Consider the following 22,055-nt stretch of genomic DNA (forward strand, 5'->3'; position numbering starts at 1 on the left):
AGGGGATGGCTCCACATCAACTCTCCGTTTCGAACATGCGGAACTGCTTGATTGGCAGCTTTACCGGATTTCCCGAGCTCTTGCCATTTTTCAGAATTCTTGCAACGACATCGGCAATCTGCCGCGCCAGAAGTGGTGGCACCGCATTACCGACCTGGTGGAACTGCTGCGTTCGGTTACCCAGGAAAAAATAGTTATCCGGGAATGTCTGCAGTCGCGCGGCTTCGCGAACAGTCAGGCTGCGGCATTGCTTGGCATCGTAATGGATGAAATAGTGGCCATCCTTTGCGATGTGGCTGGTAATCGTTGTCGATGGAATTCCAGCCCGCTGTACTCTGAAGCGATCGCTGAACTTCCCTGTCTTCCAGTTCTTGTGGTCAGGTTCAAGACCTGGCAAATCGAAGTCCTGATGACCCTTGGGGGAGCCCTTCTTGACATCGGCAAAGACCGCTGCATAGACGTAGCGACGAAGGTCGGAGCTCATGTGTCCTCGGGCTTCGTGATTGAGCCAGAAGCGAAGTCGAGGATCATGAAGCCATGCATCGAGATGAGTTCCGGTTTCGCCACTCCATTCCGGGCGTTTCAGCATTCGCAGGCCACCATTTGTCCAGCCGTTGCTGCTAAAGCTGTCAGCCATTATGCCAAGTCGGCGCGCCAGCATGACGCCGCTTGCAGTGTCATGGTTCTTGTCATCGCATGATTCGGCCAGCTCTGCGAGATGTTGCTTGACCACGTCAGCCCAGAGCTCAGGGGAATCTGCCTGGCGAGTCAATGTGCTGCGCAGGGGAGGCAGATTTCCGATGACCTGGTCAATACTGGGAGACGCGGTCTCGAGCAGCTTGTGATCAGCTACTGCGCCCAGATACTCCTCGGAAACACCTAGCAGAATCACTCGATGTCGGGCTTGAGGTATTCCGAATCTCTCTGCATGGATGATGTAATTTGCAGGGGATACGCTGTCCGGATCCGCTCCGCTTTCATAGATATCATCAGTGACAAGCGAGCAAATGCGATACTTGGGCCCAGTAGTGCTTTCACCGAAGGCGGCATCCGGATCTGCCAGATCGCGCAAGATCTGAGGAAACATCTGATTACCACCCACCGTCGATGACAGGATGCCTTTGACGTTTTCCATCACGAAAATGGCGGGTCGTTTGCGCTGAATGATCCTCAGATACTCTCTGTACAGGAAGTGCCTGTGATCATTTTCTGCTCTGTAATCGGACTTGGCCTGGTTTCGGGCTCGCCCCATGATCGAATATGCTTGGCAAGGTGGGCCGCCAATCAGGACCCACGGCTTGGACTCATCGAGGCGATGCTCCAATAGACCATCCAGTTTGTTGTTGCCTTCTGGAGTTCCCAGTTCGATTTGCTGTGCTTCATTGTCAGCGTGTTTCCAAGCGGAATGGCTTCGTCTGGTGTAAGGATTCTCCACATCTGCGGTCTCGCAGAAGTGATAGTAGTCCTCAAGAGCTTCCGGGAATTCGCGCTTGAGAAGTCTGTAGAACGCCCGAAGTCGCAGTGTCGATCTTGCGGATGTCTCCATTTCGGCTGAAACCTTGATTTCAAAGGTTTCAGCGCCATCGCTCAGGTGAGAGGAAAAACCTTCTCCAAGGCCTCCAGGCCCTGCAAACAGATCCACAACCTGGATGGGATAGGTACGACTCATGAATTCACGCTGCTGTAAAAGGGAGATGAATGGATATCGTTGACACGGCAACCCGATCTCGCATGATGGCTGGTATCAAGGGGCGAAATACACGACCTGAGATGATCGTACGGCGCTTCCTCCATGCCAACGGTTACCGATTTCGGCTTCATCGCCGGGACCTTCCGGGAAGCCCGGATATTGTACTCCCCAGATTCAGAACCTGTATATTTGTCCATGGATGTTTCTGGCACCGCCATGATGGCTGTCGTTACGCCACTACCCCCAACACTCGCGCAGACTTCTGGCAAGCGAAATTCACCCAAAATGTCGAAAGAGACGGTCGTGCCAGGCGTGCGCTCAGAGCAGATGGATGGAAAGTGCTCACAATCTGGGAGTGCGAGCTTAGAAGCCCGGCTAGAATTCTCGGGCATGTGTTGGAGTTCCTCCGAGTCCAAGGGGAGGAGCTTGACAATCTCTGACGTCACTCGAGGTTGCCGTCCATGGCGGCCAGAACATCTTGGACCCACGTATGGCATGCCCAGCCGCCTGACTTGGTTTTTTCAACATAGCGGCTCAGCGTTCCTGTAAGGAGGGCGTTGATCATTCCGCGCGGAATGCCGGTGAACTCCTCGGCATGTGAGCTTTTGTCATCAGGGTTGTCGGCAAAATACCTTAGTACCTCAAGGGCTGCCTCGCCTAGCCCAGCAGTTTTCTCGACAATGAACGCCAAGTGTGGTGAGGGTAGCGCCGAGCTTATTGCAGCAGCGGCAGGTGCGGACGCCCGAGGTCCAAAATTATTTTCCAAGAGCAGCGGAGACTCGGTTTCAGCATCACTGAGAACGTCCCTGTCAGCTGTGGTAGGGGCGATAATCCTCCAGTCGTCAGCAGCGGGTAGCTCGCCCAGGCTTTCGATGCGAAGCCCAGTTTCTAACGCTACATGAGAGCCGATCAGCTTTTGTGTTTTTGTAGCAAGGTCGCGCAGCTCGGAGTCGTCTGCCTCGGTTGCATTCCACCCAAGCTCAGGCTGCCAGTCGAATGACCAGTCATCATCCCCCGCTATTGCGTCTGGCAGCTCTCCGAAATTGCCGTCTGCCGAGTCGAAAAATGAGGAGTCCTCTGCCACAGCATGAGCGTGTTCGGAGGCGGAAGGAGTTGGTTCGGCATGTGACCGGGACTGATGCTGCAGCTCAAGGAAGTCCATGAGAACTTCCTTTGCAACAAGCTTGAGCCCCAGCTGCGCGAGCGTTGCTATGGAGATCACGGTAGCATCAGGCACTTCTGGAAATCTGGATCGCAGCAGAGCTGTACAGTCAGTCAGAGCTACGGTCAGAGGTTTTTCGATGAGGTCGAGGAACGGTCTGAGGTCAGCAAGAAGGGCTGCATTCTCCAAGGTCGCGGGTATCTCGGGTAATGCATCGACATGTATGCAACCTTCTTCAATGGGCCATTCTCTTCGTCGGTACCAAACGAAGAACTCCCCATCGACGTTTTTAAGGGGCCGCGTTATTCGGTCAATCTCACGACCGGCCATCATGACCCGCACCGTCAATTCCATATCCAACTGCCTGAAACAAGAGAGTTTGCGCTGTGGTGGCGTTGTGCCAATAATGCCAACGATAGCTTTCCGAGTACAGCGGTTCGCGCTTGTAAGCGATCAAAGGCAACCGCTGGAGGATGGTCCTGGCAGGTCAGAAATGCGCTTTTAGATCAAATGTCTGAGTGGTGCTCTATCCGTGCGGCCCAGCGTCGAGCTATCCGTACCAAGGATAACCAGGGGCCAGTGGGCAGGGCCGGGGAAGTACTGGGCTCGCGTTGATCAGACCCTTGAACGCTTCACGACAGACTCGAAATCACTTTTTTCGTAGGAACATGGATGCCAATCGATCAAAAAAACCAGTTGCGATCCATTAGCCAGGCTCAGGCTCTGATCTCCGATTGGATCATTCCCGATGCTACTAGCCAGCACAATCAACTTTCACAGTTGTTGAGTCTTTTGGAAACGACTGATATCACCAGTCAAGGGCAACCCTCTCTGGAGATTGATTCGAGCTTGTTGCCACCAGCCCAGAAGGTTGCCTATGACCTGCTGCGCAAATACAAGGTCCTTATTGACCCCAGTACGCTGAGCGACTCAGCAATAGCTCGGCTTAGAGGGCGAAAGAACTATCCTCGTGGGGATGAGAAGGCGACGCTGCGAGAGTGGGGAGATGCAGTGCTCGGTTATGGGGAGCAAGTAAATTTCTTTTTGCCATGCGAGCTCCGACGAAATACTCAGTTGGGTACCGTGCAGCGGATGACTCGCAGGGCCGGTGACTTGATCGGTGCCCTCGTGGCGTCTGTACAGCCAACGGCTGTGGGAGTTGCTTGTGGGGAGCAAGGTGAGGGGCTCGCGACTTCGTCAGCCAGCCAGGAAGAGGAGCGCAAATCAGCTTTTCAGGCGGAAAGGGATGTGATCATGGATGCAGACTACGGCGGGCTGCAGTTGCTGGAGTCACTGCAGCAGCAGGCAGAGCAGCGCTGGTCTCCGGTAATTCAAGCTTGCATCAACGAAGTGGCCCAATCGGGGGGCATGGGGAGCGAGTCGGAAATGATGATGCGCTTGTTGGATCGTCTCGATCATTTCAATCGGAGCAATGTATAGCTTTGTTTCTCGTAGTATGGCTGCTCACTTGAAGGTCTCGGAATGGGAGGGTGAGATGCCTCCGGCGCTGGGCTTTGCCCAACCTTCGAAGGCGGTGCTGAGATAGTTGACTCTTCAGCGCATCATGCCCAGCTCGGCATCATCCATCAGCGCCTTAGCCAAGGCGCAGAGGTAATGCGAAGCCCAGATCAGCTGGGGTTTGTCTTCCATCAAGCCGTCCAGGGTCATATCCCGTGCGTAGCCCATAAGCTCCGAGGCTTGTTCGCGGGCGCTCTGGCAGGGGATGCCTGCTTCGATGCGGAACAGTGGATGGGTCTGGTTTTCCCCTTGGTAGAAGGTGGTTTTGCCGACGGTGAATTTGGTTTCTTCTGTGGTCATTGTTCAATCTCCCCGAAATTTCTTGTGCCTGGTCTGGCCTCATCGCCGGCAAGCCAGCTCCCACAAATACTGCATAGGCCTCGAGATCTGTGGCGCAGCTTAGATCCATGTGGGGGCCTTGCTTGCTGGCGATAGGGGCAGCCCAGGCGACACATAAATGAAGCCTTAGTGCAAAGTCCTAGGCTCAGTGGGCATCTGCACCTGGACCAGTGCGGACTCAAGCAAAGCTCGCAGCGTCTCCAGTTCATGCATCGAGGCCATCATCAGAATCGACGCAGGCGATTTGGGCTGCAGCAACATAGCCTGATGCACAACGGTCGCCGCGCACAGCGCGTAATCCGTGGCCTGGATCAGGGTGTCTTCGAGGGATTGGAGAGTGTGGGGTGGATCAGGAACTATTTTTAGCATCGTACTGTGTTCTCGGTGGGGCCACCGCCAGCCCGCTGTCAAACGGAAAGGTGGCAGCTGTGCATGGGTTGACAGACCGGCGAACACAGAAACCGGCGCACGCGAGCGTGCCCCATGCACAACCGCCATAAACGGGTATGCACTGTGTATCGTCGCGGCCTGTCAAAGCCGGTCGTTGATATGCAACGACGGACCGAGACTAGAACGCTGAAAAAACGACCGCAACGAAAAACAGGCGCAGGGAGTATCTTTGGGAAATGGCCTACAAGGAAGGGGTTAATTCTGACTTTTTTTGCCCATTCACCTTCACAGCATGCAACGCCGGCTGCTCTGTTAACGGTTTGTGGCTCTCAAAAAGCTTTCCCCTCACGAATCCCTGTATCCAGTTATGTCGCGATGCCAACAAACGGTCCAGCATGGACTTTCGCCACTCAAGCCTTGAAACTGACCCGCTCGCATCTGGACCAAGGCAGGTCACGGTCCAGCCCTTGGCAACGGACGCCAAATAGCAGCCCATGGAATGCACCGAAGATGACTATCGAAGCTTTTGCCCCTTTCCAGCGCTTTGCCGCTGACCTGCTGAAGTATCTACCGGCTGACCAGCCAGATGGCTCCCACGACCTGTCCCACATCCATCGCGTATGGGTCAACGCGCAACGGATACAGCGCGCAGAAGGCGGCGACCTGGAAGTGCTGCTTGCGGCGACTGTGCTGCATGATTGTGTCGCAGTAGAAAAGAACTCGCCCTTGCGTGGGCAGGCGTCAACGCTGTCCGCACAAAGGGCGGCGTCAATCCTGGCTGATATGGGCTGGCCCTTGCAGCGCATCGAGCAGGTGGCGCATGCAGTCAAAACCCACAGCTACTCGGCTGGCTTCGAACCACTCACCCTTGAGGCCAGGATTCTTCAGGACAGCGATCGCCTGGACGCCATAGGTGCAGTGGGTATTGCCCGGTGTTTTTACGTTTCCGGGCGAATGGGGTCGGCGCTGTACGATTTCGAGAACCCCACTGCGTGGGGGAGGGAGTATCAGGACAAGGCGTATGCGGTCGAGCACTTTCATACCAAGCTGCTCAAGCTTGCGTCAGGGTTTAAAACTGCTGAAGGGGCTCGACTGGCTGCTGAGCGCCATGCTCGGCTTGAAGTGTTTCTTGAGGATTTCATGGATGAGATCGGGGCCGGCGGGGTAGGGATGCAGTGACGGGGCTTGGGGCGATTGGCAGGTTGTTTTGGGCGTTGGCCAGTTGTCCTGGAACTGCATATGGCTGATCGATTTGGTAGGTGCCTTTGGGCAAGGTGCAAGGCCTTGGGTTTTGGAGGCGGGTAGCTGTGGTCTCATGGCCCTGAGTATTGCGTTTGGGCGGGGAAGAATCTGGCGTGGGCATGGCACCGGCTGCGCCGGTGTTCGCGGCTGAAGCCGCTCCTACAGGGGAACCTGCTAAGTCAGGGAGATGTGGGCAGTTTTGAGGGCGGATTTGTTCGTGGAGACTTTTTGTATGCGGTTCTGCTTATTGATGAGTGGCTTGCAGCTTTTTTAGCGGGTTTACCTTGGATGGCACGGGCTGCGCCCGTGTTCGCGGGCGCGCCCGCTCCCACTCCCACAGGTGGGGGGCGCAGGGTTTGAGCGCTGTGTTGGGGCATTCAGATAATCCAGCTTTGGCGAAGCGGGAGTGTCGAGCGGGGCGGGGTCTGGGGCAATGAATAGCCGGGCTGAGAGGCGAGAAGAGACGCCGTACAGCCCGGATCGTGCTCGTCTCAGAGAGGTGGCGCTATGTAGACAACCCGGTTTCGTCCATTCTGTTTGGCGTCATAAAGCCCTTTGTCAGCGCGTTCTAATGCGTCATCCAGCGTTTCTCCCTTGGCAAACAGGGTGCACCCGATGCTCAGGGTTACGTTCAACTGGCCACAGGGCAACTGCATCGGGCTGGCACCCACCTGTTCGCGAATCCGCTCAGCAATCCGGGTCAGCTCTTCGCTGTCCTTCACCTGCAAAATTGCAACAAACTCCTCACCCCCATGGCGCACCACCAGGTCATCGGGGCGCAGTGCCGCGCGCAGGCGACGGGCCGTTTCGCAAAGCACCTTGTCACCGCCGCCATGGCCGTACTTGTCGTTGATGGACTTGAAGTGGTCCAGGTCGGCATAAACCGCACCCAGCTGTAAGCCGTTCACCTCGGCCAATCGCCGTTCATGCGCTTCAAACGCCGACAACGCGCCGCGGTTCCACAGTTGTGTCAAAGGGTCGAGCAGGGCTTTGCGTTGTTCGCGATCCATTTCAAGCCGCAGATCGCGGTTCACCTGGGCCAAGGTACGCAGCTGCAGATACCCCTCGGCGAGCGTGGCCAGGTCCCTGAAGTTCGCTTGTTGAGCCTCGCTGAGCACGCGCGGGCGCGGGTCGAACATGCACAGCGTACCGATGGCTTTACCGTTGCCAGCACGCAAGGGGTGGCCGGCGTAAAAGCGGATGTAGGGCGCGTTCAGCACGAGCGGGTTGTCGACGAAGCGCCTGTCGCACTTGGCGTCGGGCACCATCAGGGTATCCTCGCCGAGAATGGCGTAGCCGCAGAACGAAACACTGCGCGTCGTCTCGCTTGCCTCAAGGCCTATGCGGGCCTTGAACCACTGCCGGTCCTGGTCGATCAGGCTGATCAGCACAGTGTCCACATGGGCCAGGTCCTGGGTGAGCCGCACCAGGGTATCCAGGTAATGCTCGGCTGGCGTGTCGACCAGGTTCATGTCGTCGAGCGTGCGCTGGCGCAGCGCTTCGTCAGCGGGCAAGGGGCAAGCTGGCATTGTGGGTCCTCCGTTCCTTGGTTGGCTTGGGTACCTGGCGGGTGCGCGGTCTGTATACCGTCGAAACAAGCACAGCATAGGCCATGGCGTGATGCACGGTCGGCCGACAATTTCTTGCCGGGAGTGTGATTTCTTTCGCTCGATCTTCGTCAAGAATGCTACCCCTTAGCCGTCGTCTGGGGACTGATACAGGGCCTTTCATGCAAACGCTGTTGAACGAGATTCTCGAAGAAGTACGTCCCTTGATCGGCAAGGGCAAAGTGGCTGACTACATTCCCGCGCTGGCCGATGTGCCGGCGAACCAGCTGGGCATCGCGGTCTATGGCAACGATGGCAGCTATTACTGCGCAGGCGACGCGCTGGTGCCGTTCTCGGTGCAGAGTATTTCCAAGGTGTTCAGCCTTGTGCAGGCGATTGGGCACTCCGGGGAAGCCATTTGGCAGCGGCTTGGCCATGAGCCTTCCGGCCAGCCGTTCAACTCGCTGGTACAGCTGGAGTTCGAACGCGGTCGGCCGCGCAACCCCTTTATCAATGCGGGTGCGTTGGTGATCTGCGATATCAACCAGTCGCGCTTCGCTGCACCCACATTGTCGATGCGCGATTTCGTGCGGCGGCTATCGGGCAATCCCCATATCGCGATCGATGCCCGCGTTGCCGACTCGGAGTATCAGTTCCGCGCGCGCAACGCGGCCATGGCTTACCTGATGCAATCGTTCGGCAACTTCCATAACGAGGTGGAAACGGTGCTGCGCAGCTATTTCAGCTATTGCGCGCTGCAGATGAATTGCCTGGACCTGGCTCGGGCGTTCTGTTTCCTGGCCAATGATGGGTTCTGCAAGCATAGCGGTGAGCAGATTCTGACCCGGCGCCAGACCCAGCAGGTGAACTCGATCATGGCCACCAGCGGGTTGTATGACGAAGCAGGGAATTTCGCCTATCGGGTGGGGTTGCCGGGCAAGAGTGGCGTGGGGGGCGGGATCGTGGCCATCGTGCCGGGGCAATTCACAGTGTGCGTGTGGTCGCCGGAGTTGAATGCGGCGGGTAACTCGCTGGCCGGCATGGCGGCGCTCGAACTGCTCAGTTCGCGTATCGGCTGGTCGGTGTTCTGATCGGCGGGCCCGGTGGCTGAGGTAGGCCCGGTCGATACCTCAGCTCGTCGGGTCCTGCCCCAGTACCTTGGCCAGGGCCACGCGGGCATCTTCAAGCTGTACCAGTGAAGCATGCCGCGCGCCCAGCGCGTCACCGTTCTGGATAGCGGTCAGAATCGCCTTATGGCGGGGCAGGGCGAGTTCGTCGAAATTCGCCCGCTGGTTGGAGTAGCGCACCGACTCGCGCAGCGCCATCGACAGCATGTTGCACAGGTAGGCCAGCAGGTCGTTGTGGGTGGCGTCGGCGATGCGGGCGTGGAAGTCCAGGTCCGGTTGCAGGCGTTCTTCATGGTTGCGGGCGGCTTCCATGCGCTGGTAGGCCTCGGCGATCGAATCGACGTCGTCGGCGCTGGCGTTGGTGGCGGCCAGTGCGGCGGCGGCGGGTTCGATGACCCAGCGTACGCTGCTCAGCATGTTGAAGAATTCCTGTTGCGGTGTGGCCTGCATCAGCCAGTGCAGCACGTCCGGGTCGAGCATGTGCCAGTCATGGCGCGGCCGCACCAGGGTACCCACCCGCGGGCGGGCCTCGATCAGGCCCTTGGCGGTAAGGGCGCGCATCGCCTCGCGGAACACCGGCCGGCTGATCGCGTAGGCTTCGCACAGGCTGGCCTCGGAAGGCAGCTTTTGCCCGGGTGCGAGTTGGCCGGATACGATCTGTACGCCAAGGTCCTGGACCAGGGTGGCGTGCATGCTCTTGCGCGTGGTGGGCTGGCGGTAGTTCATGTGGGGCGGGGCGGATCCTTCTGGCGGGGGCAGCATCATAGCATTAGCGCGTCGACGCGGTGCATGGCACCGGCTGCGCCGGTGTTCGCGGCTAAAGCCGCTCCTACAGGTACCGCGTGAGCCTGAAGCCTGCGCCGTCCCTGTGGGAGCGGGTTCACCCGCGAAGCAGGCGACGCGGTGGATGGCACCGGCTACGCCGGTGTTCGCGGCTGAAGCCGCTCCCACAGGTGTAGCGTCACCTCGAAGCTAGCGCGGTACCTGTGGGAGCGGGTTTACCCGCGAAGAATCCGGCGCGATGGATGGCACCGGCTTTGCCGGTGTTCGCGGGCATGCCCTGATGCCAGTCAATTAAGCGGTCTGGGGGCCGCTTTGCGGCCCATCGCCGGCAAGCCGGGCTCCCACAGGGACCGCGTAGCTCTTGGGGGGGGGGCGCCGTACCTGTGGGAGCCCGGCTTGCCGGCGATGGGCTGCGCAGCAGCCCCGATGACGCTAAACGACAGGCTTCAGGCCTTAGTGCGAGTGCTTGGGCACCGCCGCCCCGCGGCATCCGACCAGGAAGTCGAAGTCGCAACCCTCATCGGCCTGCATGACGTGGTCCAAATACAGCTTGGCGTAACCACCGCTGATCAACTGCGGCGGGGCTTGCAGGTCGGCCAGGCGGCCGGCCAGTTCCTCGTCGGTAATGTCCAGGTGCAGCCGGCCTTCCTTGCAATCCAGTTCGATCCAGTCGCCTTCGCGCACGGCAGCCAACGGCCCGCCAGCTGCCGCTTCCGGCGCCACGTGCAGCACCACGGTGCCGTAGGCGGTGCCGCTCATGCGGGCATCGGAAATACGCACCATGTCGGTCACGCCCTGGGCCAGCAGCTTGGCCGGCAGGCCCATGTTGCCGACCTCGGCCATGCCCGGGTAGCCCTTGGGCCCGCAGTGCTTCATCACCAGCACGGAACTGGCATCCACATCCAGCTCGGGGTCGTTGATGCGTGCCTTGTAGTCGTCGAAGTTCTCGAACACCACGGCGCGGCCACGATGCTGCATCAGCGCCGGGGTGGCGGCCGAGGGCTTGAGCACGGCGCCCTTGGGCGCCAGGTTGCCGCGCAGGATGCAGATGCCGCCGTCGGCCACCAGCGGCTTGTCGATCGGGCGGATCACCTCTTCGTCGTACAGCGGTGCGGCCTGGCAGTTGTCCCACAGGCTCTTGCCGTTGGCCGTCAGCGCGGCAGGGTTGGGCAGCAGGCCGTGTTCGCCCAGGCGGCGGATGACCGCAGGCAGGCCGCCGGCGTAGTAGAACTCTTCCATCAGGAAACGGCCCGAAGGCTGCAGGTCGACCAAGGTTGGCGTACCGCGGCCGATGCGGGTCCAGTCTTCCAGCTGCAGGTCCACGCCGATGCGTCCGGCAATGGCCTTCAGGTGAATCACCGCGTTGGTCGAGCCACCGATGGCGGCGTTGACGCGGATGGCGTTCTCGAAGGCTTCGCGGGTGAGGATTTTCGACAGGCGCAGGTCTTCGCGCACCATGTCGACAATGCGCATGCCCGACAGGTGGGCCAGCACGTAACGGCGTGCATCCACCGCCGGAATGGCGGCGTTGTGCGGCAGCGAGGTACCCAGCGCTTCGGCCATGCAGGCCATGGTCGAGGCGGTGCCCATGGTGTTGCAGGTGCCTGCCGAGCGCGACATGCCGGCCTCGGCCGAGAGGAACTCGTTGAGGTCGATCTGGCCGGCCTTGTAGGCCTCGTGCATCTGCCAGACGATGGTGCCGGCGCCAATGTCCTTGCCTTTGTGCTTGCCGTTCAGCATCGGCCCGCCGGTAACCACGATCGCCGGCACGTCACAGCTCGCCGCGCCCATCAGCAGCGCCGGGGTGGTCTTGTCGCAGCCGGTCAGCAGCACCACGGCGTCCACCGGGTTGCCACGGATCGCTTCCTCCACATCCATGCTCGCCAGGTTGCGGGTGAGCATGGCGGTGGGGCGCAGGTTGGACTCGCCGCTGGAGAACACCGGGAACTCCACCGGGAAGCCACCAGCCTCCAGCACGCCCTTCTTGACGTGTTCGGCAATCTTGCGGAAATGCGCGTTGCACGGGGTCAGCTCCGACCAGGTGTTGCAAATGCCGATGATCGGCTTGCCCTGGAATTCGTGGTCCGGAATACCCTGGTTCTTCATCCAGCTGCGGTACATGAAACCGTTCTTGTCGGCGGTGCCGAACCATTGGGCGGAGCGCAGTGGGCGTTTGTTATCAGACATGGGAACACCTAATTAGTATTACTATTTGTCGTTGTACGACCGACTGTACTGATAAAAATGGTCTCTGTGAAGGCTTGTTGGCTTAATTAGTAATACTATAAGATCATTCCCCCAGGTCAGAGGTCTGCCAAAAAGTCCCCGGCCAGGTGCTGTACCCATTACAAGAACAATTGGAGACATCGCCATGATTCAGGAGCAGCGGCTCGTCCGCCTGATCACACTGAAACTCATCCCTTTTCTGGTACTGCTTTACCTGGTGGCTTATGTCGACCGTTCCGCGGTGGGCTTCGCCAAGCTGCACATGGGCGCCGACATCGGCCTGGGTGACGCGGCCTACGGCCTTGGCGCCGGGCTCTTCTTCATTGGTTACTTCCTGTTCGAGGTGCCGAGCAACCTGTTGCTCGACCGCTTTGGCGCGCGCCGCTGGTTCGCCCGCATCCTGGTCACCTGGGGCGCAATCACCGTCGGCATGGCGTTCGTTACCGGGCCTAACGGTTTCTACGTGATGCGCTTTCTGCTGGGGGCGGCCGAGGCGGGCTTCTTCCCGGGCGTGCTGTACTACATCACCCAGTGGTACCCGGTGCGCCATCGCGGCAAGATCCTCGGCTTCTTCATCCTCTCCCAGCCGCTGGCAATGCTGATCACCGGGCCGCTCTCGGGTGCGCTGCTGGGGCTCGATGGCATCTACGGCCTGCATGGCTGGCAATGGCTGTTCATCTGCATCGGTACCCCCGCGGTGCTGCTGGCCTGGCCGACCCTGCGCCTGCTGCCAGACAGCCCGGCCAAGGTGCGCTGGCTCAGCGACGAACAGCGCAGCTGGCTGCAGGAACAGCTGGCCAATGACCTGCGCGAGTTCGGCCAGACCCGCCATGGCAATCCGTTGCATGCCCTGAAGGACAGCCGGGTGCTGTTGCTGGCGCTGTTCTACCTGCCGGTGACTCTGAGCATCTACGGCCTGGGCCTTTGGCTGCCCACGCTGATCCACCAGTTTGGCGGCAGTGACCTGGTCACCGGTTTCGTTTCGGCCGTGCCTTACCTGTTCGGCATCATCGGCCTGCTGATCGTGCCGCGCAGCTCCGACCGCCTGAACGACCGCTATGGCCACCTGGGCCTGCTGTATGCCCTGGGGGCGATCGGCCTGTTCTTCAGTGCCTGGCTTAGCGTGCCGGTCATGCAGCTGGCAGCGCTGTGCCTGGTGGCATTCGCGTTGTTCTCCTGCACCGCCATCTTCTGGACCTTGCCGGGCCGGTTCTTCTCCGGGGCCAGCGCCGCAGCCGGCATCGCCTTGATCAACTCGATCGGCAACCTCGGCGGCTACCTGGGCCCGTTCGGTATCGGCGCGCTCAAGGAGCACACCGGGCAACTTTCGTCGGGGCTGTATTTCCTGGCCGTGGTGATGCTGTTCGGGCTGTTGCTCACCGGGGTTGTCTACAACCGCCTGGAGCGCCGCCAGCGCCTGGCTTCCTCGCGGGCAGCCGAAGCCTCCCGCTAATTTTCGCAACCGAGAAGCGAGCACAAATATGCGATTGATCCAATTTGAAACCGCCACCGGCGAGCGCTGCGTGGGCGTGGTGGAAGGCGATTACGCCCTGCAGGTGCAGGGCGCTGGCAGCACCCGCCAGCTGGCCCTGCAAGCCATTGCCGCCGGCCGTGACCTGGCCGCTGAAGTGCAGGCTGCCGGCCTGGGCGAGCGCCACGACTACCTGGCCATGCTGGCCGAAGGCCGCGTGTTGCCGCCACTGGACCACCCGGACCCGGCGCACTGCCTGGTCACCGGCACCGGGCTGACCCACCTGGGCAGCGCCGCAACCCGCGACAAGATGCATCAGCAGCAGGCCGAAGGCGCGGTGACCGACAGCATGCGCATGTTCCAGTGGGGCCTCGATGGCGGTCGGCCGCCGGCAGGCGAGGAGGGCGCGCAGCCGGAGTGGTTCTACAAGGGCGACGGTGGCATCGTCGTGCGCCCTGGCGCCGACCTGCCGCTGCCGGCGTTCGCCGAGGATGCCGGCGAGGAGCCAGAGCTGGTCGGGCTGTACCTGATCGGTGCCGACGGCACGCCTTACCGCCTTGGCTATGCGTTGGGCAACGAGTTTTCCGACCATGTGATGGAGCGGCGCAACTACCTGTACCTGGCCCATTCCAAGCTGCGCGCCTGCAGCTTCGGCCCAGAGCTGCGCCTGGGTGCGCTGCCGGCTCACCTGGAAGGCACCAGCCGCATCCTGCGCGACGGCCAGGAGCTGTGGCGCAAGCCGTTCCTCTCGGGCGAGCAGAACATGTGCCACAGCTTCGAGAACCTGGAATTCCACCACTTCAAGTACACCCAGTTCCTGCGCCCCGGCGATATCCACGTGCATTACTTCGGCACTGCCACGCTGTCGTTCGCCGACGGCATCCAGGCGCGCCCGGGCGACACCTTCGAAGTCAGCCTCGACGCCTTCGGCCAGCCGCTGCGCAATGGCATTGCCGCCGCGCCCGGGCAGGTTCGCCCCGGGGTGGTGAGAAGCCTTTGAGCCCGCTGCCAGCCAGTTGCTGAATCGGGGCCGCTCTGCGCCCCTTTCGCGGGCTCGCCCGCTCCCACAGTTACCCTGTAGGAGCTGGCTTGCCTGCGATGGGCTGCGCAGCAGCCCCCTTACCGCCATGAGCATCTGAACCGTCTTTCTCAATTACAGGAGCCAACCATGTCTGGAAGCAACTTCATTGGCGGCCAGCGCAGCGCTGCCGGCAGCGTGCGCCTGCAAAGCCTCGACGCGCGCACCGGCGAAGCCCTTCCGCAGGCCTTTGCCCAAGCCACCCCGGAGGAAGTGGACGCCGCCGCGCAGGCTGCCGAAGCGGCCTTCGCCGAATACAACGCCCTGGCGCCGCAGCGCCGTGCGCAGTTCCTCGATGCCATTGCCGACCAGTTGGATGCGCTGGACGACACCTTTGTCGCCACCGTGTGCCGCGAAACCGCACTGCCGGCCGGGCGCATCCAGGGCGAACGCGCGCGTACCAGCAACCAGATGCGCCTGTTCGCCTCGGTGCTTCGTCGTGGCGACTACCTGGGGGCTCGCATCGACCGTGCCCAACCCCAGCGTCAGCCGCTGCCGCGCCCCGACCTGCGCCAGTACCGCACCGGCGTCGGCCCGGTAGCCGTGTTCGGCGCCAGCAACTTCCCGCTGGCCTTCTCCACCGCAGGGGGGGATACCGCCGCAGCGCTGGCCGCCGGTTGCCCGGTGGTGGTGAAGGCGCACAGCGGCCACATGGCCACTGCCGAACGGGTGGCCGAGGCCATCGAGCGGGCGGTGGTGGCCACCGGCATGCCCGCGGGCGTGTTCAACATGATCTACGGTGCCGGTGTCGGCGAAGCGCTGGTGCGCCACCCGGCGATCCAGGCCGTGGGCTTCACCGGTTCGCTCAAGGGCGGCCGTGCGCTGTGCGAGCTGGCTGCAGCGCGCCCGCAGCCGATTCCGATGTTCGCCGAAATGAGCAGCATCAACCCGGTGCTGGTCTTGCCTGAGGCCTTGCAGGCCAGGGGCGAGCAGGTAGCCAGGGAGCTGGCCGGTTCGGTGGTGCTGGGCTGCGGGCAGTTCTGCACCAACCCCGGGCTGGTCATCGGTATTGCCGGCGAGGCGTTCAGCAACTTCCTGGCGGCCCTTGGTGCGCAGCTGGCCGACCAGCCCGGGCAGACCATGCTCAATGCCGGAACATTGCGCAGCTATGCCCAGGGCGTGCAACGCCTGCACCAGCACCCGGGCGTGCGTCATCTGGCCGGCGCCGACCAGGCTGGCGACCAGGCGCAGGCGCAGCTGTTCCAGGCGGATGTGAGCCTGCTGCTTGACGGTGATGCGTTGCTTCAGGAGGAGGTGTTCGGGCCGGCCACGGTGGCCGTGGCGGTGGCCGACGAAGCCGAACTGCGCCGCGCGCTGCAAGCCTTGCACGGGCAGCTGACGGCAACGCTCATTGCCGAGCCACAAGACCTGCAGCGCTTCGCCGCGCTGGTGCCGCTGCTGCAGCGCAAGGCCGGGCGCCTGCTGGTCAATGGTTACCCGACCGGTGTCGAAGTGTGCGATGCCATGGTGCATGGCGGGCCTTACCCGGCCACGTCCGATGCCCGTGGGACCTCGGTCGGCACCTTGGCTATCGACCGCTTCCTGCGGCCGGTGTGCTACCAGGACTACCCGGATGCGCTGCTGCCCGACGCCCTGAAAAACGCCAACCCGCTGGGCCTGCAACGCCTGGTCGACGGCCAGCACAGCCGCGAGGCGCTGGCCTGACGCCAAGGGCTTCGGCGTGGTACCGCTGCACCCCGCCCGGGCAGGCCCGGGCGGGTTGTCAGATATGCGGCCAGAGCGCCAGCAGCAGTCCACCAGCGATAAGCAGGGCGCCACTGTAGCGGCGCCAGGCCGCGCCCAACCGCAACACTTTCTCCGCCAGAACCAGCATCGCCAGCGCGGCCATGCCCCACAGGCTCATGGCGCCAACCACCAGCAGCACCAGCATCAGCGCCCAGCAGCAACCGATGCAGTACAGGCCATGCTGCAACCCCAGTCTCCAGGCGCCGCCAAGGCCCGGGCGTACATGGTGCTGAAGAAAGAACAGCGGGCTCTGGCAATGCTCCAGGCAAGCGGCCTTGCCCTGGCTCATCTGGTAGCCACCGGCCAGCAGAAGCAGTAGCGCACCCATGAGCGGTGGCAGGCGCAGGGTCATGGGATCGAGCCAGCCAAGCCATTCGCCAAGGGCCTGCAGCAGGGTCATCAGCAGGGCGAAGCCACACCAGAGCAGCGCATAGGCCGCGCAGAACAGCAGCAGCTTGAATGGGCCGGTGCTGTCGCGCAGCAGGCAGCGTCGGTAAAGCAGGAACACCGGCAGGGCGGCCGGCAGCATCATCGCCTGCATCATCGCCAACCACATCAGCAGGGTCAGCGCGCCCTGGCGCGACCACCAGGCGGTGGGTGGCATCTGCATCTCGCCCATCGCCGCCATGGTCGTTGCCTGCTCGACGTGCCACCACCAACCCAGCGCGCTGATCATCAGCACCAGCGCGCCGGTCAGCAGCGCGCCCGGGGCTGGCCAGCGGCTAGCCGCGGATGATGCCATTTGGCCCCATATCCAGGTCGTAGAGCATGGCGTTGCGCCCGGCATAGTCCAGCTTCACCGCCCCGGAGCAGTTGAAGGTGGCGCTGGCGCAGTCCGTCTCGCCGAACTCGAAGCCCTCTGGCAGTACCAGCCTGGCCCGGTGCACCGATCCGTCCACGGGGTTGCGGATCGGCTCGGCCCGGCCATCCAGCACCCCGGGCACGTGGATGCTGGCGGTCAGTGCGGCGCGGTCGGTGTGCACCTCAACCGGCACGAACTGCGGTGCGTGCATGGTCTGCACCGTGCTGGCAAAAATGGCGAAGAAGGCCGTGGGTTCCTGCTCCTGGCCGCTGAGAATGGTCAGCAATGCCTGGCGCTGGGCATCACTGGCGCGTTCATCAATAAAGGCCTGGCATTGCCCACCGCCCTCGTGGATGGGTCCAGGCCAGGCGAAGGTGCAGGCCACATTCAAGCCGGCCAGCGACACCTCGTCGAAGTACCCCTCCTCGATGTGATAGCCCACTGCCGCTTCGCAAGTGCCATGGGTGGGCAAGGCATTGAACTGGCAGGGGCAGCCATAATCGCAGTTGCAAAGGTCGACCCCTGCGCCGCGCAATCGCCAATCGACATAGGCCATGATCCTATCCTCGCAAACAAGTGCCACTTGTTAGTTTAGTTCCGGATCATGCCGCCATATTTAGATGGATTCGGCATCTGACACGGGCCGTATAAAACTGCTGCGTCAAAGCATCGGCCTTCTCAGTCAGATGGGGCAGTGCGGGATTCACGGTCAATCTCCTCCGGCCAATGAACCTTTGGTGCCAGGCAATGCATGTGGCTCAGGCCATCGTCATCGTTCCAGTCACGGGGTGGGTGTACGAACGCTGGCAGGGCTTCTGGGCCTTGCTGCATGAATAGCCGGGCGATAGCCCAGTAGGCTTCGCCTTGGTACAGGTCATAGGTGAAGAACACACGGTCGATAACTTCGTTGGTTTCCGGGTTGCGGATTGACAGCATGACGTTTTCGATCAGGCCACCGTGGCCGGGGGCGTAGACTCGGTAGACTTCGGCGGTTACATCGTCCCAGTTGTAGGCGACCGGTTTGACGCCCCAGCGTTTGCGACTGAAGATGAAGATACGGTCATATCGAAACTCATAAATATATATTTTTTGGCGTAGTCGATTGAAGCGAATAGGCTCGTCTCTAGGGGCAACCAGATCAAGCTTGATGTAAGGAATCAAGGCCCACAGTATTGCTGAGGCGGTAATTACCAATGATAGATTCATCAGCCAGTCGTGCCGCCAGTCGTCGTATAATAAATCCCAGTACAAGTAAAGCGTCATTCCAAAAAGAAAAAGCAGGCCCGCAACACCGATTAGAAATATAGCGCCTCGAAGGATGGTGCTGCTCCGTGGCAACTCGAGATAAACATCATCGAAATAGTTGGGCGACGGTTTGACACTCGCCCACACTTTTCTCCACTTTGGCCCTTCATCCACCTTGGGAAGGTCATGGCTCCAGCCAAAACCACGCTCCCACAGAACTTTACCATCACGCTTCACTCGTTAATCTCCCTGACACTAATCTCAATGTACCCACTTGGCAAGCTCCGATCCGGCCAGTACATCACCAACAGCGTAGCTGCCAGAATCGTGTGTTTTCCTATAGTCGCCATAAGCGATATTGAGCCAGAAATCTCTAACTGACAGAGTCCAGTAGAATAAGGTTTCTGCTTCTCGCTAATTGAAATACTGCGGTCGTGATCGGGGATCCGTGGCGATGCAAAGCTGGAAAATGAAGAGGACGGTGAGAGAGGTTGTTCAGCGTTTGCAAAGAAATTGCCCGAAGCAATAGTTTCCCCGCCAACGTAATCAGGGTGATTGCCGTCACCGTGACGATGCACAATCAATTTCCAGCGATATCCCGAGGACCGCTCATCGTACATAGGCAATGCGATCAAGAATTTTAGCTTTTTAGTTATTTCGGTATTAATCAAGCCACCGATTTTCGGAAGTCCTGGATCAGTGGCCAAGCGCGACTCAAAAATTCAACTTCGCCTGAACGCCTAGCGTGGCAGCATTGAGTTCGGCAAAAGCGATATCCGCATGTTCCGGAGCATTCCAATGAATGCTCGGCTTTTCGTTTGCTTTTCCAAAGCAGCATCGCCTTACCCACCGCTCCAGATCAGTTGATTCATTTTCCTGAGCCAGTTTACTTAGTTGATAAGCAGCAAGCGTGAGGGCTATCGCCAGTCCCAACGGGCCGAAAAACAAGGGCTTGAGTACTGCAACACTAAACACCATAGTGCCCGAGCCATATAAGAGGAAGGAAAAGAAGTGTTGGCTTCTCGCTGCATCATCACCCGCAGCGGCGGTGCGCTTCATGGCCTTGATTGCTTGAGCCGTATCAAAGACCCCTGCAACCGCACTCACCAAAGCACCAAGCCTTATCAAGGCCCCCCCACTGGCTGCAACACCCTTTGCCCACCCCAAATTCAGTGGACCAGCACTTGATCTCAAAATGAGCCCAACCAGTTCGATTTGCCCTCCCAACACGCCCAACTGCGATCCTTGCAACGCCAACCTGGCCTCATGCGCCTTGGGCCCGATCTCCGTTTCCGCCTTTTCCTGATTCCTGCCCAGGCTGTCCTGCTGCAGATACAACCCGCCTATCGCCAGCAGGACTTCCCAGCTGCCAGCAATCCCGCGCAACCCGGAAAAACCGGTTTTTACCAATCGGGCCGCCTGCTGCGACGTGATCTTCATCCCCTGCAACAACCTGCGTGCATCGTTTTCCAGCGTCCCCGCTGCCACCGAGATATCCACCAGGGCAAGCTGCGCCGCGCTGCTCGCCTGGGTCACGCCCATGCTGGCCTCCTTGAACAGCCGCCCGTGCACTTCCTCGGCCTTGCCCTCGACCCACACCGTCACGCTGATCATCGTATTGGTGAGCCGTGGATCGAGCATTGCCAGGCTCATCAAGCCATGCTGGATGATCGGCCGCACCTTGCGCATGGCCTTCATCGAGCCAAACTCGAAGTCATCGATATTGCGGCGCATCCGGTCCCGCGCCTCGGCGATCGACGCATTGGCCTTGTGCTGCAACTCCCGGAGGTGGGCGCTCTGCAACGCGTAGTACTCGCCCAGCTTCATCTTCACTTCCAGTTCGATCAGGTGGACGCCGTTGTAGAGAAACTGCGTGGCACTGTTCAAATGCCGCACAGCCTTCTGAATACCAGGTGACAAACATGGCGCCAGCCGCTGACTGGCCGCATTGAGCGCACCCTGCGTTTCAGCAATGGCCTGTTTGAGGGTATTGCGCGTGCGCAAGCCGGCGTCATCGCTGGCGATGATCTTGCTCAGCATGCCGTAGAGCTTGTCGCTGTCGTTCCAGCTGATCGCTTCTGTGGCGGAGAAACTGGGCAGCAGCCCGGCCAGCAGTGCCTGGTCGCGTATCAGCAAGGCACGGTAGGGCGGGCTGTCAGGGTCCTGCAGCCATTTCAGCCAGAGCAGTTCGCTGGTGCCGGAAGCGGGAACATGCGGTTCAAGCCGGGGGACGACAGCTTCCGTAACCCCACCGCCCAGGCACAGGGCCATGGTCTTGGCGTAGGCCACCCCGGACTCACGATCGTTACCGTCGTAGTCGTACGCCTCGGCCACCTTGAACATGGGCGTATCGAACAAGGCAACGTACGCCTGCGCGTCCTTGTCGATGTAACGCTGAAACTCACGTTCCTGCTGCTCATAGTCAGCCTGGAACGCGGCCCGCTGCGGTTCGTGGTAGCGCTCTTCAAGCCGCTCGTCACTCTCCTGCTGCGCACGCTCGACCAACAGCTGCCGCTCGACTGCCGGGTCGGTGAACACCGGCGGCCCATCACCCGTCATCGGTTCCAGCGACGGCACCTTCTGCGCCGCCCATTCCCTGTGCGTGGCGCGAATGATCTGCAGGATCTGCGAGGTCTGCAGCTGATAGGCGCGCATCGGGTCTTCACGCCAGGCCTGACGCTTCACTACCCAGTTCAGGCGCTGATGGTTGTACTCCTGAATCAGCCCGACAGTGTCGTCGAGCACCACCGCCAGCACGCCGTTTTCCAGCTTGTGCCGGTTGATCGCATTGACCAGATACCCTCGCAGGGCGAACCGGCGCAACCAGCGGCTGTGGAAGCCATGCGCACTGTCGAAGGGGGCACAGCCATGCTGGGCGTACTCGAACACCTGCTGGTCGACCCCAAGCTTATCGGGCGTCATGGCGATGCCCAGCAGTTCGGGATTGTTGCGCGCCTGAATCAGGTCCAGGCCCTGGAAGCGATGCGCAGGCGACGCGCCGCTCTTGTAGGCGTTCAGCACGCTCACCGGCCAAGGATCGCTGGAGAAGGCCAGCCAGGCGCTGGTGTACCTGCCGGTATCGAGGTTGAGAAAGGCCGAAGGAATGTCGTGATCTGCGTTCACGCATTTTTCGGGCAGCGGCGAAGGCGGGCCATCTGGCGGCTCGTAAGGGTTGAAGCGGCGCAGATGACCTTGCTCGCTGACGGCATAGGCATGCCAGACCTGCTGGTCGAGCAGCACATACAGGAAGCCCCTGCGCAAGGTGCGCAAGCCGATCTTTGTCGAGATATGCCGGTTATCCGCCACGGTGGAGACACACTCGGGGCGGGTATCGGGCACCAGGGCGCGGCGCAGCGGCAGGATCGGCAGGCCCTGGCGCTCGCAGAACATGCACTGGTCGTGCGGCAGCCCGGCTTCGGCGATCGCGAGGGCAATACGTTGGCTGATGGTCATGAGCGATCCTCGTGTTGGACAGGGCCTTGTCGACCCCTGAACACTAACGGGGAATCGCTTTCTAGAGAGGCATTGGGCTTCCTAAAAGCTTGTAGGAAACGTCTCTGAATAATGGTTTAGCTCTATATGGGGCCATGATCGGTACCCCGGCCTTTTGCGCCACCTGTCGAACCCAAGGCACTGCTGCTGGCCGTTTTCCGTCCGATCTGTATGCGCGATCAACGCGCAAACCCAGG

The 22,055-nt window shown here is 60.8% G+C and carries 17 protein-coding genes and 1 pseudogene; 7 read left to right on the forward strand and 11 right to left on the reverse strand.

Going from position 1 to position 22,055, the window contains the following annotated elements; genetic code table 11:
• Positions 1-16 precede the first annotated feature (16 nt).
• On the reverse strand, positions 17-1,669 hold the full coding sequence (locus tag ACK56M_RS10975; RefSeq protein ID WP_015269901.1) for a DNA cytosine methyltransferase: 1,653 nt from the start codon (positions 1,667-1,669) through the stop codon (positions 17-19).
• 29 nt (positions 1,670-1,698) lie between these two features.
• Here ACK56M_RS10975 and ACK56M_RS10980 point away from each other — a divergent pair, with 29 nt between their 5' ends.
• Positions 1,699-2,130, forward strand: a complete 432-nt coding sequence (locus ACK56M_RS10980) for a very short patch repair endonuclease (protein WP_015269902.1) — start codon at positions 1,699-1,701, stop codon at positions 2,128-2,130.
• 2 nt (positions 2,131-2,132) lie between these two features.
• Here ACK56M_RS10980 and ACK56M_RS10985 read toward each other — a convergent pair whose 3' ends face one another.
• Positions 2,133-3,185 (reverse strand): hypothetical protein, encoded by a 1,053-nt coding sequence (locus ACK56M_RS10985; protein ID WP_173585867.1) that lies wholly within the window; start codon positions 3,183-3,185, stop codon positions 2,133-2,135.
• Positions 3,186-3,524: 339 nt separating this feature from the next.
• On the opposite strand from ACK56M_RS10985, the gene ACK56M_RS10990 reads away from it, so the two are divergent.
• Positions 3,525-4,292 (forward strand): hypothetical protein, encoded by a 768-nt coding sequence (locus tag ACK56M_RS10990; protein WP_411959458.1) that lies wholly within the window; start codon positions 3,525-3,527, stop codon positions 4,290-4,292.
• 114 nt (positions 4,293-4,406) lie between these two features.
• On the opposite strand, the gene ACK56M_RS10995 is transcribed toward ACK56M_RS10990, so the two are convergent.
• On the reverse strand, positions 4,407-4,670 hold the full coding sequence (locus ACK56M_RS10995) for a DUF3077 domain-containing protein (protein ID WP_003256566.1): 264 nt from the start codon (positions 4,668-4,670) through the stop codon (positions 4,407-4,409).
• A gap of 165 nt (positions 4,671-4,835) precedes the next feature.
• On the reverse strand, positions 4,836-5,078 hold the full coding sequence (locus tag ACK56M_RS11000) for a hypothetical protein (RefSeq protein ID WP_063915107.1): 243 nt from the start codon (positions 5,076-5,078) through the stop codon (positions 4,836-4,838).
• 531 nt (positions 5,079-5,609) lie between these two features.
• Here ACK56M_RS11000 and ACK56M_RS11005 point away from each other — a divergent pair.
• The gene (locus ACK56M_RS11005; protein ID WP_411959459.1) at positions 5,610-6,278 is read left to right on the forward strand and encodes an HD domain-containing protein; all 669 of its coding nucleotides are present in this window, start codon (positions 5,610-5,612) and stop codon (positions 6,276-6,278) included.
• A 554-nt stretch (positions 6,279-6,832) separates the two neighbouring features.
• Here the strand turns inward: ACK56M_RS11005 and ACK56M_RS11010 are convergent.
• Positions 6,833-7,870, reverse strand: coding sequence for a sensor domain-containing diguanylate cyclase (locus ACK56M_RS11010; protein ID WP_316927896.1), 1,038 nt, complete (start codon positions 7,868-7,870; stop codon positions 6,833-6,835).
• Positions 7,871-8,070: 200 nt separating this feature from the next.
• Here ACK56M_RS11010 and glsB point away from each other — a divergent pair, with 200 nt between their 5' ends.
• A complete protein-coding gene (gene glsB / locus ACK56M_RS11015) occupies positions 8,071-8,979 on the forward strand; it encodes a glutaminase B (RefSeq protein ID WP_015269909.1) in 909 nt (302 codons plus the stop codon).
• A 39-nt stretch (positions 8,980-9,018) separates the two neighbouring features.
• On the opposite strand, the gene ACK56M_RS11020 is transcribed toward glsB, so the two are convergent.
• Together ACK56M_RS11020 and ACK56M_RS11025 are read right to left on the reverse strand one after the other, a co-directional pair.
• Positions 9,019-9,741: a FadR/GntR family transcriptional regulator gene (locus ACK56M_RS11020; RefSeq protein WP_024086746.1), complete on the reverse strand. Its 723-nt coding sequence runs from the start codon at positions 9,739-9,741 to the stop codon at positions 9,019-9,021.
• Between the two features lie 510 nt (positions 9,742-10,251).
• On the reverse strand, positions 10,252-11,985 hold the full coding sequence (locus ACK56M_RS11025) for an IlvD/Edd family dehydratase (protein WP_054572970.1): 1,734 nt from the start codon (positions 11,983-11,985) through the stop codon (positions 10,252-10,254).
• 184 nt (positions 11,986-12,169) lie between these two features.
• On the opposite strand from ACK56M_RS11025, the gene ACK56M_RS11030 reads away from it, so the two are divergent.
• From ACK56M_RS11030 to ACK56M_RS11040, 3 genes are all read left to right on the forward strand, one after another.
• Positions 12,170-13,477 carry an MFS transporter gene (locus tag ACK56M_RS11030; RefSeq protein ID WP_013972014.1) on the forward strand — a complete coding sequence of 436 codons (1,308 nt, stop codon included), beginning with the start codon at positions 12,170-12,172 and terminating at the stop codon, positions 13,475-13,477.
• Positions 13,478-13,505: 28 nt separating this feature from the next.
• On the forward strand, positions 13,506-14,495 hold the full coding sequence (gene araD1, locus ACK56M_RS11035) for an AraD1 family protein (protein WP_411959460.1): 990 nt from the start codon (positions 13,506-13,508) through the stop codon (positions 14,493-14,495).
• 168 nt (positions 14,496-14,663) lie between these two features.
• Positions 14,664-16,238 (forward strand): aldehyde dehydrogenase (NADP(+)), encoded by a 1,575-nt coding sequence (locus tag ACK56M_RS11040; RefSeq protein WP_411959461.1) that lies wholly within the window; start codon positions 14,664-14,666, stop codon positions 16,236-16,238.
• A gap of 58 nt (positions 16,239-16,296) precedes the next feature.
• Here ACK56M_RS11040 and ACK56M_RS11045 read toward each other — a convergent pair whose 3' ends face one another.
• The 4 genes and pseudogenes from ACK56M_RS11045 to ACK56M_RS11060 form a co-directional block, all read right to left on the reverse strand.
• Positions 16,297-17,061 (reverse strand): DUF2182 domain-containing protein, encoded by a 765-nt coding sequence (locus ACK56M_RS11045; protein WP_191472891.1) that lies wholly within the window; start codon positions 17,059-17,061, stop codon positions 16,297-16,299.
• Entirely contained in the window at positions 17,042-17,677 is a 636-nt protein-coding gene (locus ACK56M_RS11050) for a DUF1326 domain-containing protein (protein ID WP_013972018.1), read from the reverse strand. The genes ACK56M_RS11045 and ACK56M_RS11050 overlap by 20 nt, the downstream gene beginning before the upstream one ends.
• Positions 17,678-17,799: 122 nt before the next feature.
• Positions 17,800-18,603: a DUF6708 domain-containing protein gene (locus tag ACK56M_RS11055; RefSeq protein WP_226989605.1), complete on the reverse strand. Its 804-nt coding sequence runs from the start codon at positions 18,601-18,603 to the stop codon at positions 17,800-17,802.
• A pseudogene (locus tag ACK56M_RS11060) lies at positions 18,600-21,819 on the reverse strand (T6SS effector BTH_I2691 family protein). Before ACK56M_RS11060 ends, ACK56M_RS11055 begins: the two are co-directional and overlap by 4 nt.
• Between the last annotated feature and the right edge of the window lie 236 nt (positions 21,820-22,055).

The sequence above is a fragment of the Pseudomonas sp. s4 genome (assembly GCF_046764235.1).
In the GTDB taxonomy this organism is placed as follows: Bacteria; Pseudomonadota; Gammaproteobacteria; order Pseudomonadales; family Pseudomonadaceae; genus Aquipseudomonas; species Aquipseudomonas asiatica.

What these genes read in the sequence shown, in the direction of transcription:
- glsB (WP_015269909.1), top strand. Translation starts at nt 8,071, where the DNA reads ATGCAAACGCTGTTGAACGAGATTCTCGAAGAAGTACGTCCCTTGATC.
- ACK56M_RS11030 (WP_013972014.1), top strand. Translation starts at nt 12,170, where the DNA reads ATGATTCAGGAGCAGCGGCTCGTCCGCCTGATCACACTGAAACTCATC.
- ACK56M_RS11025 (WP_054572970.1), bottom strand. Translation starts at nt 11,985, where the DNA reads ATGTCTGATAACAAACGCCCACTGCGCTCCGCCCAATGGTTCGGCACC.
- ACK56M_RS10990 (WP_411959458.1), top strand. Translation starts at nt 3,525, where the DNA reads ATGCCAATCGATCAAAAAAACCAGTTGCGATCCATTAGCCAGGCTCAG.
- ACK56M_RS11000 (WP_063915107.1), bottom strand. Translation starts at nt 5,078, where the DNA reads ATGCTAAAAATAGTTCCTGATCCACCCCACACTCTCCAATCCCTCGAA.
- ACK56M_RS11020 (WP_024086746.1), bottom strand. Translation starts at nt 9,741, where the DNA reads ATGAACTACCGCCAGCCCACCACGCGCAAGAGCATGCACGCCACCCTG.
- ACK56M_RS11005 (WP_411959459.1), top strand. Translation starts at nt 5,610, where the DNA reads ATGACTATCGAAGCTTTTGCCCCTTTCCAGCGCTTTGCCGCTGACCTG.
- ACK56M_RS11010 (WP_316927896.1), bottom strand. Translation starts at nt 7,870, where the DNA reads ATGCCAGCTTGCCCCTTGCCCGCTGACGAAGCGCTGCGCCAGCGCACG.
- ACK56M_RS11040 (WP_411959461.1), top strand. Translation starts at nt 14,664, where the DNA reads ATGTCTGGAAGCAACTTCATTGGCGGCCAGCGCAGCGCTGCCGGCAGC.
- ACK56M_RS10985 (WP_173585867.1), bottom strand. Translation starts at nt 3,185, where the DNA reads ATGATGGCCGGTCGTGAGATTGACCGAATAACGCGGCCCCTTAAAAAC.
- ACK56M_RS11045 (WP_191472891.1), bottom strand. Translation starts at nt 17,061, where the DNA reads ATGGCATCATCCGCGGCTAGCCGCTGGCCAGCCCCGGGCGCGCTGCTG.
- ACK56M_RS11050 (WP_013972018.1), bottom strand. Translation starts at nt 17,677, where the DNA reads ATGGCCTATGTCGATTGGCGATTGCGCGGCGCAGGGGTCGACCTTTGC.
- ACK56M_RS10980 (WP_015269902.1), top strand. Translation starts at nt 1,699, where the DNA reads ATGGATATCGTTGACACGGCAACCCGATCTCGCATGATGGCTGGTATC.
- ACK56M_RS10995 (WP_003256566.1), bottom strand. Translation starts at nt 4,670, where the DNA reads ATGACCACAGAAGAAACCAAATTCACCGTCGGCAAAACCACCTTCTAC.
- araD1 (WP_411959460.1), top strand. Translation starts at nt 13,506, where the DNA reads ATGCGATTGATCCAATTTGAAACCGCCACCGGCGAGCGCTGCGTGGGC.
- ACK56M_RS10975 (WP_015269901.1), bottom strand. Translation starts at nt 1,669, where the DNA reads ATGAGTCGTACCTATCCCATCCAGGTTGTGGATCTGTTTGCAGGGCCT.